12 protein-coding genes are annotated in these 14,487 nt (G+C 64.0%); 9 read left to right on the top strand and 3 right to left on the bottom strand.

All coding sequences use genetic code 11. From position 1 onward, the window contains the following. Nucleotides 1–128: 128 nt before the first annotated feature. From R2R70_RS07890 to R2R70_RS07860, 7 genes are all read left to right on the top strand, one after another. A complete protein-coding gene (locus R2R70_RS07890) occupies nucleotides 129–1,724 on the top strand; it encodes a CoA-acylating methylmalonate-semialdehyde dehydrogenase (RefSeq protein WP_410977746.1) in 1,596 nt (531 codons plus the stop codon). Nucleotides 1,725–1,809: 85 nt separating this feature from the next. Continuing rightward, entirely contained in the window at nucleotides 1,810–2,976 is a 1,167-nt protein-coding gene (locus tag R2R70_RS07885; RefSeq protein WP_216059944.1) for an acyl-CoA dehydrogenase family protein, read from the top strand. 53 nt (nucleotides 2,977–3,029) lie between these two features. Continuing rightward, nucleotides 3,030–3,848, top strand: coding sequence for an enoyl-CoA hydratase (locus R2R70_RS07880; protein ID WP_054555504.1), 819 nt, complete (start codon nucleotides 3,030–3,032; stop codon nucleotides 3,846–3,848). Next, nucleotides 3,845–5,029: an enoyl-CoA hydratase/isomerase family protein gene (locus R2R70_RS07875; protein ID WP_410977745.1), complete on the top strand. Its 1,185-nt coding sequence runs from the start codon at nucleotides 3,845–3,847 to the stop codon at nucleotides 5,027–5,029. The genes R2R70_RS07880 and R2R70_RS07875 overlap by 4 nt, the downstream gene beginning before the upstream one ends. Before the next feature lie 85 nt (nucleotides 5,030–5,114). Continuing rightward, complete coding sequence (mmsB, locus tag R2R70_RS07870) at nucleotides 5,115–6,029, top strand: 3-hydroxyisobutyrate dehydrogenase (protein ID WP_107336264.1); 915 nt, start codon at nucleotides 5,115–5,117, stop codon at nucleotides 6,027–6,029. A 63-nt stretch (nucleotides 6,030–6,092) separates the two neighbouring features. Beyond that, nucleotides 6,093–6,506 carry a rhodanese-like domain-containing protein gene (locus tag R2R70_RS07865; RefSeq protein WP_107336265.1) on the top strand — a complete coding sequence of 138 codons (414 nt, stop codon included), beginning with the start codon at nucleotides 6,093–6,095 and terminating at the stop codon, nucleotides 6,504–6,506. Between the two features lie 120 nt (nucleotides 6,507–6,626). Beyond that, a complete protein-coding gene (locus tag R2R70_RS07860) occupies nucleotides 6,627–8,006 on the top strand; it encodes an MATE family efflux transporter (protein ID WP_410977744.1) in 1,380 nt (459 codons plus the stop codon). Between the two features lie 160 nt (nucleotides 8,007–8,166). On the opposite strand, the gene R2R70_RS07855 is transcribed toward R2R70_RS07860, so the two are convergent. Together R2R70_RS07855 and R2R70_RS07850 are read right to left on the bottom strand one after the other, a co-directional pair. Beyond that, on the bottom strand, nucleotides 8,167–8,454 hold the full coding sequence (locus R2R70_RS07855; RefSeq protein ID WP_043331318.1) for a pyrimidine/purine nucleoside phosphorylase: 288 nt from the start codon (nucleotides 8,452–8,454) through the stop codon (nucleotides 8,167–8,169). 102 nt (nucleotides 8,455–8,556) lie between these two features. Continuing rightward, nucleotides 8,557–9,390 (bottom strand): pyruvate, water dikinase regulatory protein, encoded by an 834-nt coding sequence (locus R2R70_RS07850; protein WP_043331317.1) that lies wholly within the window; start codon nucleotides 9,388–9,390, stop codon nucleotides 8,557–8,559. Nucleotides 9,391–9,785: 395 nt separating this feature from the next. Here R2R70_RS07850 and ppsA point away from each other — a divergent pair, with 395 nt between their 5' ends. After that, on the top strand, nucleotides 9,786–12,173 hold the full coding sequence (gene ppsA / locus R2R70_RS07845) for a phosphoenolpyruvate synthase (protein ID WP_043331316.1): 2,388 nt from the start codon (nucleotides 9,786–9,788) through the stop codon (nucleotides 12,171–12,173). 419 nt (nucleotides 12,174–12,592) lie between these two features. Next, nucleotides 12,593–13,873 carry a cation:dicarboxylate symporter family transporter gene (locus R2R70_RS07840; protein WP_199852301.1) on the top strand — a complete coding sequence of 427 codons (1,281 nt, stop codon included), beginning with the start codon at nucleotides 12,593–12,595 and terminating at the stop codon, nucleotides 13,871–13,873. A 91-nt stretch (nucleotides 13,874–13,964) separates the two neighbouring features. On the opposite strand, the gene rraA is transcribed toward R2R70_RS07840, so the two are convergent. Then, nucleotides 13,965–14,465: a ribonuclease E activity regulator RraA gene (rraA, locus tag R2R70_RS07835; protein ID WP_043331314.1), complete on the bottom strand. Its 501-nt coding sequence runs from the start codon at nucleotides 14,463–14,465 to the stop codon at nucleotides 13,965–13,967. Between the last annotated feature and the right edge of the window lie 22 nt (nucleotides 14,466–14,487).

Here is a 14,487-nt window from a genome sequence, read left to right as displayed (position 1 = left end):
CCGTTTTCTGCAGGACAGCCTGGTTCTGCAGAACGTCTTCAGCTCTGCAAGGCGGCTCGCCTGACGACTTCGGCTCTGTTGACACACTGTCTTCCTCCCAATAACAACAGCCACAGGAATGCCACGCCATGTCTTCGACGTCTCTCACGCCCTCTACTGCCGCGCCCTCTACCGGTTCACTGGAGCTGCTGTCACGCCTGCGCGCCGTGGTCGCCGGTGACAGCGCGCCGCTGGTGCTGCCTCAGCTGATCAATGGTCAGTTTGTCGAAAGTCGCGCCGATCAGCACCTGAGCGTCACCAACCCGGCCACCAACGGCGAGATCGCCCACGTGCCCCTGTCACCGCTGAGTGAGCTGGATGAAGCGCTGGGCCACGCCGAGCAGGCCTTCCAGCGCTGGCGCAACACGCCGGTGCCGACCCGGGCCCGGCTGATGCTCAGCTATCAGCATCTGCTCAAGCAGCATCATGACGAGCTGGCCGAGATCATCTCCCACGAGCTGGGCAAGACCTTCGAGGACGCCAAGGGCGATGTGTGGCGCGGCATCGAGGTGGTCGAGCACGCTGCCAACATTCCCAGCCTGCTGATGGGCGAGACGGTGGAGAACGTCGCCACCGGCATCGACAGCTATTCCGTGACCCAGTCGCTGGGTGTCTGCCTGGGCATCACGCCGTTCAACTTCCCCGCCATGATACCGCTGTGGATGTTCCCGCTGTCCATCGCCTGTGGCAATGCCTTCGTGATCAAGCCGTCCGAGCAGGTGCCGCTGACCACGCTGCGGCTGGCGGAGCTGTTCATGGAAGCAGGTGCCCCCGAGGGCATCCTGACCGTGGTGCAGGGCGGGCGCGATCAGGTCAATCATCTGCTCGCCCACGAGATTCCGCGCACCGTCAGCTTCGTCGGCTCGGTACCGGTGGGGCAGCACATCTATCGCACCGCCACTGACAACCTCAAGCGCGCCCAGTGCTTCGCCGGGGCCAAGAATCACATGGTGATCATGCCGGACGCCCCGGCGGACCAGGTGGTCAACGCGCTGGTCGGTGCCAGTGTCGGCGCGGCGGGTCAGCGTTGCATGGCGATCTCGGTGGCGGTCTTCGTCGGTGATTCGAAGGCCTTGATCGAGCGGGTGCGCGACGCCCTGGCCGAGGTGCGCCCGGGCGCCTGGGATGACAAGGGCGCCAGCTACGGGCCGCTGATCTCGCCGCAGGCGCTGGAGCGCGTGACCGGCTGGATCCAGCAGGGCGAGCAGGAAGGCGCCGAGCTGCTGCTGGATGGTCGCGGCGTCTCGGTGGCGGGCTATCCGGATGGCAACTGGCTGGGGCCGTGTCTGTTCTCCAGGGTGACGCCGGAGATGGTGCTCTATCGCGAGGAAATCTTCGGGCCGGTGCTGTGCTGCATGGAGGCGGCGGATCTGTCCGAGGCCATCGAGCTGATCAACAACAACCCCTACGGCAACGGCACCTCCATCTTCACGCGCTCCGGCGGCGCGGCGCGGCGCTTCCAGAACGAGATCGCGGTCGGTCAGGTCGGCATCAACGTGCCGATTCCGGTGCCGCTGCCGTTCTTCTCCTTCACCGGCTGGCGTGGCAGCTTCTTCGGCGATCTGCATGCCTATGGCAAGCAGGCGGTGCGCTTCTATACCGAGACCAAGACGGTGACGGCGCGCTGGTTCGATGACGCGCCGGCCGAGGGCAATCAGCCCAACTTCTCGATCCAGATGCGCTGATGGCTCCTCAGATGCGCTGAGCCGCTTTGACAGGCCCGGGCGATAGCCCCGGGCCGACAGAACAAGGACAACAGGAGGCAGCTGCATGAACTTTTCGCTGACCGATGACCAGCGTGCCCTCCAGGAGGGGGCGCGTGCCTTCGCAGATGCCGAGCTTGCCCCGCATGCCGCCGAGTGGGACGCCACGGCCCACTTCCCCATCGAGACACTTCGCAAGGCAGGCGAGGCCGGCTTCATGGGACTTTACGTCCCCGAGGAGCACGGCGGCCTTGGCCTGCCACGTCTCGACAGCTCCATCATTCTCGAGCAGCTGGCGACCGGCTGCATCTCGACCACCGCCTACATCACCATCCACAACATGGTGGGCTGGATGATCGCCAGTTTCGCCACGGACAGCTGCCGTGAGCATTGGGTGCCGGCGATGGTGGCGGGCGACAAGCTCGGTTCCTACTGCCTGACTGAGCCGGGCAGCGGCAGTGATGCCGCCAGCCTGCGCACCCGTGCCGAGCGTGAGGGCGATGACTACTATCTGAGTGGCTCCAAGATGTTCATCTCCGGTGCCGGCGCCACGGACGTGCTGGTGGTGATGGCGCGTACCGGCGAGCCGGACAGCGGCGCGGCGGGTATCTCGGCCTTCGTGGTGCCGGCTGACGCCGAGGGCATCAGCTATGGCAAGAAGGAAGACAAGATGGGCTGGAACAGCCAGCCGACCCGGCTGGTGAGCTTCGATCGCGTGCGGGTTGCGGCGGCCAATCGTCTGGGCGAGGAGGGCGAGGGCTTCCGCTTCGCGATGAAGGCGCTGGATGGCGGTCGCATCAACATCGCCACCTGCTCACTGGGCGCGGCCCAGAAGGCGTTGGAGCTGTCGCGGGATTATCTCGGCGAGCGCAAGCAGTTCGGGCGCGAACTGGCCCAGTTCCAGGCCCTGCAGTTCAAGCTGGCCGACATGGCCACCGAACTGACCGCGGCGCGCACCCTGGTGCGGCTTGCGGCCTTCAAGCTCGATGAGGGCGACGCCGAGGCCAGCGCCCACTGTGCGATGGCCAAGCGCTTCGCCACCGACATGGGCTTCGAGGTCTGCAATCAGGCACTCCAGCTGCATGGCGGCTACGGTTATATCCGCGAGTACCCGTTGGAGCGACTGGTGCGTGACACCCGTGTGCACCAGATTCTGGAAGGCACCAACGAGATCATGCGTCTGATCATCGCGCGTCGTCTTCTGACGCCGGGCATGATCGAGTCGCTGGCGTAACGCCGCCTCCACTTCAATTCGTCATTGGTTACCATCTTTCAGGGAGTTACATGATGTCATCCAGTCAAGGGCCATGCCTCGTTCTCGAGAAGGATCGTCATATCGCCCGGGTCACCATCAACAACCCGCCGGCCAACACCTGGACGGAAGCGTCCTTGATCGAGCTGGAGCAGCTGCTCGACGAGCTGGAGGGCGATGGCAGCGTGAGTGCGGTGGTGATCACCGGTGAGGGCGACAAGTTCTTCTCCGCCGGCGCTGATCTCAAGACCTTCGCCGATGGTGACAAGGGCGTCGCCGCCACCATGGCGCGTCGCTTCGGGCTGGCCTTCGAGCGGCTGGCCAACTTCCCGGGCGTGACGATCGCCGCCGTCAATGGCTACGCGATGGGCGGCGGGCTCGAGTGCGCGCTGGCCTGTGACATGCGCATCGTCGAGCGGCAGGCCAGGCTGGCGCTGCCGGAGGCCAAGGTGGGGCTGTTGCCGTGTGCGGGCGGCACCCAGCACCTGCCGTGGCTGGTCGGCGAAGGCTGGGCCAAGCGCATGATCCTGTGTGGTGAACAGGTGGATGCCGAGACCGCCGGTCGCATCGGGCTGGCCGAAGAGGTGGTCGAGACCGGCCAGAGCTTCGAGCGAGCGCTGGCGATTGCCGAGAGCGTCGCCAACCAGAGCCCGAGTGCAGTGGCACGCTGCAAGGCGTTGATCATGTCGTCGCGCCATCGCGGCATGAGCGATGGCCTGCGCATGGAGCGCGAGCTGTTCGTCGAGCTGTTCGATGACCCCAACCAGAAGGAAGGCGTGAGTGCCTTTCTCGAGAAGCGCGCCCCGCAGTGGGTCTCGCGTCAGGAAGAGGTGAAGGGAGGAGGGCGCTCATGAGCCAGATAGAAGGTGTCACCGCCAAGGCCGCGACCGATGTCGAGGCACCCGTGGTGTTCGAGACGCGTCGCGCCCGCGACGGCAAGCAGCTGGGAATCGTGCGCCTGAACGCGCCTCGATCGCTGAATGCGCTGTCGCTGGCCATGATCGAGCGCATCGAGGCACAGCTGGATGCCTGGGAGCTGGACAGCAGCATCGCCATGGTGTGGCTGGAAGGCGCCGGCGAGCGTGCGCTGTGTGCCGGTGGCGATATCGTGGCGCTCTATCAGGCGATGACCACGGCGCCTGCCAACGAAGGCGCAGACCCCCTCGAGGCGCTGGATGATTTCTTCGCCACCCGCTACTTCACCGCCGAATACCGGCTCGATCACCGCCTGCATACCTTCCCCAAGCCGCTGCTGGTGTGGGGTGGCGGCATCGTGATGGGCGGCGGCATGGGGCTGTTCGCCGGCGGCTGTGAGCGTGTGGTCACCGAGAGTTCGCGACTGGCGATGCCGGAAGTCAGCATCGGTCTGTACCCGGATGTTGGTGCCAGCTGGCTGCTCAATCGCCTGCCGCGTGGCATCGGAGAATATCTCGGCGCGACCGGCGCGCAGCTGAATGCCCGCGATGCGCTGGATCTGGGGCTTGCGACACGCCTGATTCCCGATGAGCAGCGCGAGGCGCTCAAGCAGGCGCTGTGCGAGGGAGAATTCGGCCGTCACCCGTCGCGTCATCTGAGCCAGGTGCTGAGCGAGTTCGAGCGTCGTGAACTGGCGCCGCCGGGGCAGGTGCTGCCGCTCTTCGATCATCTTCAGCAGCTGGTCGCCGGGCGTGAAGTGCAGCAGGCCTGCCAGCGAATCATCGATGACCCCCAGGCGCGCAGTGACTGCAATGCATGGCTGAACGCCAACCGCGAGCGCCTGCTGGCCGGCTGCCCCAGTTCACCGCATCTGGTATTTCGCATGCTGGGGCGCCATCGCCATTCCTCGCTGGCGGAGGCCTTCCGCGACGAGCTGACCCTGTCGGTGCGCTGCTGCATGGGCACCGAGCTTGCCGAAGGGGTGCGCGCCCTGCTGATCGACAAGGACAAACAACCGCAGTGGGCCTATGCCTCGATCGCCCAGGTCTCCGAGGAATACATCGACGGCTTCTTCGCGCCGCTGTGGGAAGAGGATGAGCATCCGCTGATGGACCTCTGAGCGCACTTTTCAGTTCAGGCGGCAGGCGCGGCCATGCCGCCGGACGCCAATGACAACAAGAATCTGTTCACAAGGAAGCATTGCCATGACATCCATCGGTTTCATCGGACTCGGCAACATGGGCGGTCCCATGGCGCTCAATCTGGTCAAGGCTGGCCATGCGGTAAGGGTCTTCGATCTGGTCGAGTCGGCCATGAACGAGCTGGTCGAGGCGGGCGCCACCCGTGCGGCATCTCCCGGAGAGGTCGCCGAGGGTGTCGAGGTGTTGATCAGCATGCTGCCGGCTGGCCAGCACGTGCGAAAGCTCTATCTGGGTGACAAGGAAGACGGTGCGGGTGGCCTCCTGGCCACGCTCGATGCCTCGGTGCTGGTGATCGACGCCTCGACCATCGCGCCGGATGACGCCCGCCTGGTCGCGCGCCACGCCGCCGAGCGTGGCATCACCTTCATGGATGCCCCGGTGTCCGGCGGGGTCGGTGGCGCGCGTGCCGGTACGCTGAGTTTCATCGTCGGCGGCGAGGCCGACGGCTATGCGCGTGCCGTGCCGCTGCTGGAAGTGATGGGCAAGAATCTGTTCCATGCCGGCCCGGCCGGCAGCGGCCAGGTCGCCAAGATCTGCAACAACATGCTGCTGGGCATCCTGATGAGCGGCACCGCCGAGGCGCTGGCGCTGGGGGTCAAGAACGGGCTGGACCCGGCCGTGCTCTCGGAGGTGATGAAGCAGTCATCCGGCGGCAACTGGGCACTCAACGTCTACAATCCCTGGCCTGGCGTGATGGAAGCCGCGCCGGCCTCCAATGATTATCAGGGTGGTTTCCTGGTCGATCTGATGACCAAGGATCTTGGCCTTGCCTGGGAGATGGCGCTGGGCTCGAAATCGGCGGTGCCAATGGGCTCCCAGGCGCGTAATCTGTTCGTCCAGCATGCCGCCCAGGGCGCAGGCCGTCTCGATTTCTCGAGCATCCAGCGCTTCTATCGCTGTGGCGAGGCGGATGCGTGAGCTGTCACGCCGTCAGCCGCTGGCATGCACCCCGAGGACAACATCATCTGCAAGGAGCACCCCATGATTCGACCGGTCAGTGAGCTGGTGGCCGCCGCCGAGACGGAGATCGAGACCCTGTCGCCCCGCGAGCTGCGCGAGGCGCTGGAAGAGGCCCGCGCCGGCGGCACGCCGCTGACGCTGGTGGACATCCGCGATGTGCGTGAGCTGGAGCGCGAAGGGCGCATCCCCGGCGCCATCCATGCGCCGCGCGGCATGCTGGAGTTCTGGGTCGACCCGGCCTCGCCCTATCACCGTGCCGACTTCGCGCGCGAGGGCCGCTATGTGCTGTTCTGTGCCGGCGGGCTGCGCTCGGCGTTGGCCACCAAGTCGCTCAAGGACATGGGGTTCGGGCCGGTGGCCCATCTGGGTGGCGGCTTCGCGGCCTGGCGTGAGGCGGGCGGAGAGGTCGTCTCGCCCTTCATGCAGGGCAACTGACGCAGCGCGGGGAGGCTCGGCGCGATCCAGCGTTGCCCCTCACCTGACACGCTGATGCTTTACACTGTTCGACCCCGCTGGCGCCTCGCCGGTCGGGGTCGTTTTCTGTCCGGAGCCTGTATGTCTGACCCTGATACCCCTGCCACCCCCAGACGTGCCTCGTCTCGGCGTGGCACGCGCGATCTGGTGCGCGACCCGATCGCCTCGACGCTGGCGCGCATGACGGGGCCGGTGATCGGCGGCATCGTCACCATGATGCTGTTCAACCTGGTGGATGCCTGGTTCATCGCCCAGCTGGGCACCGCGGAGCTGGCGGCGGTCACCTTCACCTTTCCGGTGACCTTTGCCGTCATCAGCATCGCCATCGGTCTGTCCATCGGCACCACCGCCGTGGTGGGGCGCAGGCTCGGGCGTGGCGAGTTCGAGACGGTCAAGGCGCGGGCCACGGATGCCAGTCTGCTGGGGCTGCTGCTGGGCGTCGTGATGATCGTGGCGGGGCTTGTCAGCATCGGGCCGCTGTTCGGGCTGCTGGGGGCCGATGACACCCTGATGCCGCACATCCAGGACTACATGCAGGTGTGGTACTTCGGGGCGCCCTTCGTGTTGCTGCCACGCGTGCTGGGCAGCGTGCTGCGCGCCGAGGGCAATACCCTGGTGCCCTCGCTGGTGATGGCGGCGGCAGGGGGGCTCAATGCGCTGCTCGACCCGCTGCTGATCTTCGGCATCGGAGACTGGCAGGGCATGGGCGTGGCGGGGGCGGCGCTGGCCACGGTGCTGTCGTGGTTGGCGATGACGCTGGGCTTGCTGGCATTGCCATTGTTGCGCGCGCGGCTGGATCTGCATCAGCTGTCGCTGACACGTCTGATCACCTCATGGCGAGAAGTGGGGGCCATCGGTTTGCCTGCGGCCATGACCAGCGTGATGACGCCGATCGCCACGGCGCTGGTCACGCGGACCGTCAGTCAGCATGGTCATGCCGCCGTCGCGGCCTATGGCATCGGTTCACGCATCGAGTCACTGGCGCTGATTCTGGTGCTGGCACTCTCGATGACGCTGTCACCCTTCATCAGCCAGAACGATGGTGCCGGGCAGCACCGGCGGGTATGGCGAGCCATCCACGGCATACTCGGCTTCATTCTCGTCTGGCAGCTGGTGGTCTGGTTGGGGCTCGGGCTGGGCGGCGAGTGGATCGCGGCGCGCTTCGCCGAGAGTCAGGAGGTCGCGGGACTGGTCAGCACCTATCTGTGGCTGATTCCCGCCGCCCTCGGGGCCCAGGGCGTGATCATTCTCGCCAATTCCAGCCTCAATGCGCTGCACAAGCCGCGCCGCGCGATGATGCTCTCGCTGGTGCGTCTGTTCGCCTTGCTGGTGCCGCTGGCCTGGCTGGGCGGCGCCCTGTATGGCGTGATCGGCATCTTTGCCGGGGTAGCGACAAGTTACCTGTTGATGGGCGGCATCAGTTATCTGGCACTGCGCTCGGTCCTCAGGCAGCGCGCCTGAGCCTGGTAGCGAGAGACAGTCGTCGTGACGAAAAAAAGCCGCCGTGACCCGAGAGGGTACGGCGGCTTTTTCATGTCTGGCTTTCAGCGCCTTGGGCGGCTGTTGCCCAGTGCCTTAGGCGGTTTATTCCCAGTGCCTTAGGCGGCTGTTTTCCAGTGCCTTAAGCGTCTTCGTACTTGCACAGATAGGCGGATTCGACCGTAGTGCGAACCTCGAAGCTCTGGTTGGCTTCGACGATGAAGCTTTCACCGGCGGCGAGCTGATACCACTCTTCCGCGCCCGGTAGCAGTACCTGCATGTCGCCGCTGATCAGGGTCATGTATTCGCGTTGGCTGGTGGCGAACACGAATTCGCCGATGGCCATCACGCCGACCGTGGCAGGAAGGTCTGCGCTCTGGAAGGCGATGGAGGCCACCTGGCCGTCGAAGTAGTGGTTGGTGTTGAACATGGGAGGATTTCCTGGGTGAGTAGCGCTGTTGTTGTGGTCGATGTGTCTAGACGTGGTCGACGTGTGTTGTTGTGTTCGACTTGTGATGATCTGGCGTCGGGATCAGCGCGGTGAGAAGCGGCGTGCCAGGCCGGTCTCGGCGATCATGCGCGTCGAGATCTCTTCGATCGAGAAACGCGTGGTATCGATGTAGGGCACCTTGGAGCGGCGGAAGAGCGCCTCGGTCTGCTCGACTTCCTGCAGACACTGATCGATCGAGCAGTAGCGGCTGTTGGGGCGACGCTCGGTACGAATGGCCGCCAGACGGCGCGGGTCGATGGTCAGCCCGAACAGCTTGTGACGATATTGCGCCAGTGAGGCGGGCATCTTCAGGGTGCCGGACTCGTCCAGATCATCCTCGGTCAGCGGGTAGTTGGCCGCGCGGATACCGAACTGCAGCGCCAGATACAGCGAGGTCGGCGTCTTGCCGCAGCGTGAGACGCCGATGAGGATGACGTCGGCCTTGTCGTATTGATGCGTGCGCGCGCCATCATCGTTGTCGAGGGCGAAATGCACCGAGTCGATGCGATTCATGTAGACGTCGTCCTGCCCGATGGAATGGGTCTTGCCGACGCTGTAGGACGAGTGGGTGTCCAGTTCCTCTTCCAGCGGCTTGAGGAAGGTCGAGAAGATGTCGACCTTGAAGCCGGAGGATTCGGAGATGATGTCGCGGATGTTCTGGTCGACGATGGTGTCGATGATGATCGGGCGCTCGCCGTCATTGGCATGCGCGCTCTCGATGGCCTTGACCAGTGCCGTCGCCTTTTCGGCCGAATCGATGTAGGGCTTGGTCACCATGCGGATGTCGGTATTCTCGAACTGGGCGAGCAGACTGCGTCCCAGCGTCTCGGCGGTGATGCCGGTGCCATCGGAAATGAAGAAGGCGGTTCGGGTCATGACGGGCACTCGTGAAGAACGAATCGAAGACACCAGCCCGCTCAGGCTGTTGCCCCGTGAAGACCCCAAGTGTCGGTGTTCACTGTCGAGCTTGCAATATCCGGCACAGGGCCAGTGGCGCGATATGAGAAATCCCGTGTTCCCGTTCTCTACAAAAGCGCCGCATGACTACATTCCTGTAGCGGCCGTTTCTGGCTTGTCGACATGTTCGCCGACGATGGCGACAGAACGTCTGAAACAGGCTCAGGGTTGTAGTCCTCCTCCACTGACTAGCCGGTTAGACCAATGGCTAATACTAGAGAGAGCTTGTTAGGGTGGCGTCATTGCTGAACGGAAGGCGGTTCATCGTCCTCCATCGGTCATTCGTTTCCATCCATTGGTACCAGGGGGTTCCCTTGTCACAGCAAGCCACATCCGAATACGTCGTCGATTTCGATCAGCTCGGCATGAACGATGTTGATCGCGTTGGCGGCAAGAACGCCTCGCTCGGTGAGATGATCTCCAATCTGGCCGATGCCGGTGTCACCGTGCCCGGCGGCTTTGCGACTACCTCCTATGCCTATCGCGAATTCCTGGCCCACGAAGGCCTCGACAAGCGTATCAATGCCGCCCTCGATGCCCTCGATGTGGACGACGTGGTCGAACTGGCGCGCGTCGGTGCCGAGATTCGTCAGTGGATCATCGACACGCCGCTGCCGCCGGCCTTCGAAGCCGAGATGGAACGTGCCTATGCCGAGCTTCAGGCCCGGCACCCGAACCTGAAGGTCGCCGTGCGCTCCTCCGCTACCGCGGAAGACCTGCCCGACGCCTCCTTCGCCGGTCAGCAGGAAACCTTCCTCAACATCGAAGGCTTCGACAACATCAAGCGTGCGGTTCACGAGGTGTTCGCGTCACTGTTCAACGACCGCGCCATTTCCTACCGCGTGCACAAGGGCTTCGATCACTCACTGGTCGCGCTGTCTGCCGGCGTACAGAAGATGGTGCGCTCCGAGACGGCCGCTTCCGGCGTGATGTTCACCCTGGACACCGAATCCGGCTACCGCGATGCCGTCTTCGTCACCGGCTCCTGGGGCCTGGGCGAGACCGTGGTGCAGGGCGCGGTCAATCCTGACGAGTTCTACGTCCACAAGACCACGCTGGCCGCCGGCCGCCCGGCGGTACTGCGCCGCAATCTGGGCTCCAAGCTGATCAAGATGGTCTACACCGACGACACCAGTGCGGGTCGCTCCGTCGAGACCGTAGACGTGCCGGTGCCGGACCGTCACCGTTTCTGCATCAGCGATGCCGATGTCGAGGCCCTGGCGCGCCAGGCCATGATCATCGAGAAGCACTACCAGCGTCCGATGGATATCGAATGGGCGCGTGATGGCGACGACGGCAAGCTCTATATCGTCCAGGCGCGTCCGGAAACGGTCGTCAGCCAGGAAGAGGGCGGCAACCTCGAGCGCTTCCAGCTGCGCGAGAAGGGTCGCACTCTGGTCACCGGACGTGCCATCGGCCAGCGTATCGGCCAGGGCGCGGTGCGCGTGATCGACAACCCGGAACAGATGGACAAGGTGCAGGTCGGCGACGTGCTGGTCACCGACATGACCGATCCGGACTGGGAGCCGGTCATGAAGCGCGCCTCCGCCATCGTCACCAACCGTGGCGGACGTACCTGCCACGCGGCGATCATCGCGCGTGAGCTGGGCATTCCGGCCGTGGTCGGCTGTGGCGACGCGACCTCGGTGCTCGCCGAAGGCCGCGAAGTGACGGTCTCCTGCGCCGAAGGCGATACCGGCCACGTCTATGACGGTATCCTCAACTTCGATCGCACCGTCACCAGCGTCAATGAGATGCCGGAGATTCCGTTCAAGATCATGATGAACGTCGGCAACCCGGACCGCGCCTTCAGCTTCTCGCGTCTGCCGAATGCCGGTGTGGGCCTGGCGCGCCTCGAGTTCATCATCAACCGCATGATCGGCGTGCACCCCAAGGCGCTGCTCGACTACGCCACCCTGCCCATCGATCTGCAGCAGACCATCGATGCGCGCACCGCCGGCTACGCAAGCCCGGTCGACTTCTACGTCGACAAGCTGGTCGAGGGTATCTCGACCCTGGCGGCCGCCTTCCATCCGCAGAAGGTCATCGTGCGCATGTCGGACTTCAAGTCCAACGAGTACGAGAACCTGATCGGCGGCAAGATGTACGAGCCGGGCGAAGAGAACCCGATGCTGGGCTTCCGTGGCGCCTCGCGCTACGTGTCAGATACCTTCCGCGACTGCTTCGATCTGGAATGCCGTGCCCTCAAGCGCGTGCGTGACGAGATGGGGCTGACCAACGTCGAGATCATGGTGCCCTTCGTGCGCACCACCGGCGAGGCGGAGCAGGTCATCAAGCTGCTGGGCGAGAATGGTCTGGTACGTGGCGAGAACGGCCTGCGCGTCATCATGATGTGCGAGCTGCCGACCAACGCGCTGCTGGCGGATCAGTTCCTCGAGCACTTCGATGGCTTCTCCATCGGGTCCAACGACCTGACCCAGCTGACCCTGGGGCTGGATCGTGACTCCGGCATCGTCGCTCACCTCTTCGATGAGCGTAATCCGGCGGTCAAGCAGCTGATGTCGATGGCGATCCGTGCCTGCAAGGCGCAGGGCAAGTACGTCGGCATCTGTGGTCAGGGCCCGTCGGACCATCCGGAGCTGGCCAAGTGGCTGATGGAGGAGGGCATCGACAGCGTCTCCCTCAACCCGGATTCCGTGCTGGAAACCTGGTTCATGCTGGCGGACAAGGAGCTGGTGTAACCCAGGCTTCCCAGGATGGTGACCTGACGCGCTGAGGCGCAGACGGTCGTTGTCACCCAGGGCGCCCATCGCACTCAATGTGCGGTGGGCGCTTTTCGTTGCGTGCCTGAAACCTGAATGATTGGTCAGTTCAGGTATTAGACCAATGGGGGGGGGGAAGCAGCACAAAGACGTCAGTTAGTAACAAATGGCAACAAAATGATCTCGATTGCGCGACTAAATGATTATCTTTCTACCTTATGTAAAAAAGGCAGTCATTTATAATCCCAGCCACCCCGCTGACCACAATATCCATGGTGGCAATGAATCCATGGTGACTATGAGTTCATGGTGACTATGACGGCAGGCCTCACCGGTAGCCAGCACTGCGGTGGCACGCAACAACCGACCTTTCAGACACAATCCAAGGTAGTCGTAACGTGAAACAGTCTTTATGGAAAAACATCGGCGTCCAGGTAGTCATCGCCATGATCCTGGGTGCAGGTGTCGGGGCGTACATGGGCGAAGACGCCTCGATGTTCGCGCCACTGGGTGAGCTGTTCATTCACCTGATCAAGATGCTGGTCGTGCCGCTGATCGCGGTCTCCATCGTGTCGGGAGCCGCCAATCTGGGCGACAGCCCTTCTGCCGGCAAGATCGGTATCTCCACCTTCGCCTTCTTCATGCTGACCTCTGCCGTGGCCGTGATGCTGGCGCTGGTGATGGGGCATGTCTTCCAGCCGGGCAGTGGAGTGGACCTGGAAAGCGCCAAGGGCATGTTCTCCAATGCCTACGCTGACAAGGGCAGCGTGCCGGGCGTGATGGACACCATTCTGGGCATGGTGCCGACCAATATCTTCGGTGCACTCACCGATGCCAATATCCTGCAGATTCTGGTGTTCTGTCTGTTCCTCGGCATTGGCCTGTCCAAGACCGGTGAGCGTGGCAAGCCGCTGATCGAAGGTCTCAACACCGTCATCGAAGCCTTCGTGTGGATGATCAACGTGGTGATGCTGATCGCGCCGATCGGCGTCTTCGGCCTGATGGCGGACGCCGTCGGCACCTTCGGCTTCGATGTACTGACGCTGGTGATGAAGCTGTTCCTCGTCTACATGGGCGCCATCCTCATCTACGGCTTCGTGTTCTACCCGCTGGTGGTCAAGTTCGGCTCTGACGTGCCGCTGGGTCGCTTCATGTCCGCGATGAAGAAGCCGCAGGCCGTCGCTCTGTCCACGGCGTCCTCCATGGCGACCCTGCCGGTCAACATGGAAGTCTGCGAGAAGGAGCTGGGCCTCAAGAACGCCACCTCTGCCTTCGTGCTGCCGCTGGGCGCGACCATCAACATGAGCGGCAATGCCATCTATTACGGGCTGGTGGCGATGTTCTTCGCCCAGGTCTTCAATGTCGACCTCGGCTTCTCCGCCTACGCCGCCATCGTGTTCACCGCGACTCTGGGTGCCATCGGTCAGGCCGGTGTGCCGGGGCCGTCGTTCCTGGTGGTCGCCGTGCTGCTGGCTGCCGGTATTCCCATCGAAGGCCTGCCGCTGCTGTTCGCGCTGGATCGTATCTTCGACATGACGCGCACCGCGCTCAACATCACCGGTGACGCTGCCTGCGCCGCCGTGGTGGACCGCTTCGCGCGTGCCGATGATGCGGCTGCGGCCTCTCAGGCCGGTGCTCAAGCCGGCTCACAGACCGCTGAGCCTGCCAGCACTCGCTGAGTCCGCGATTTTGAACGCGAAACGCCCCCGCAACCTGCCTGGTTGCGGGGGCGTTTTCATTGCGGCTCGCACCGCGGCGCGAGACGGCGACTCAGGGAGTCGGCTGGGTACGGATCAGTGCTTCCTTGGCGGTGATGACGCCATTGTTGTCGGCGTAGAGATAGTCGCCCGGCACGATGGTGACGCCGGCGAAGGTGACCGGGATATCGCGCTGGCCTTCGCCGCGCTTGATGCTGGGGCGCGGGTAGCAGCCCAGTGCCTGCACGCCGAGATTGGTGGCGTGGATCTCATCCACATCGCGGATGCAGCCATACATGATCACGCCGGCCCAGCCACTCTTGGCGGCCTGCTCGGCGAGCATGTCGCCCAGCATGGCGCAGCGCATCGAGCCGCCGGCATCGACGACCAGGACGCGGCCTGCGCCGGGCTCCGCGACGGCTTCCTTGACCAGCGAGTTGTCCTCGAAGCACTTGATGGTCACGACTTCGCCGCCGAAGGACTCGACGCCGCCGTAGTTGATGAACAGTGGCTCGAGCACCTGCACGTCGGGGAACTCATCGCAGAGGTCGGGGGTGGAGATGGGATGCGTCATGTCGGATTCCTTGTGCTGGGCG

The sequence above is a fragment of the Cobetia sp. SIMBA_158 genome (assembly GCF_046566945.1).
GTDB lineage: Bacteria > Pseudomonadota > Gammaproteobacteria > Pseudomonadales > Halomonadaceae > Cobetia > Cobetia amphilecti.
Note: the sequence above shows the minus strand (reverse complement) of the source record. Positions and strands in the feature narration are given on the sequence as shown.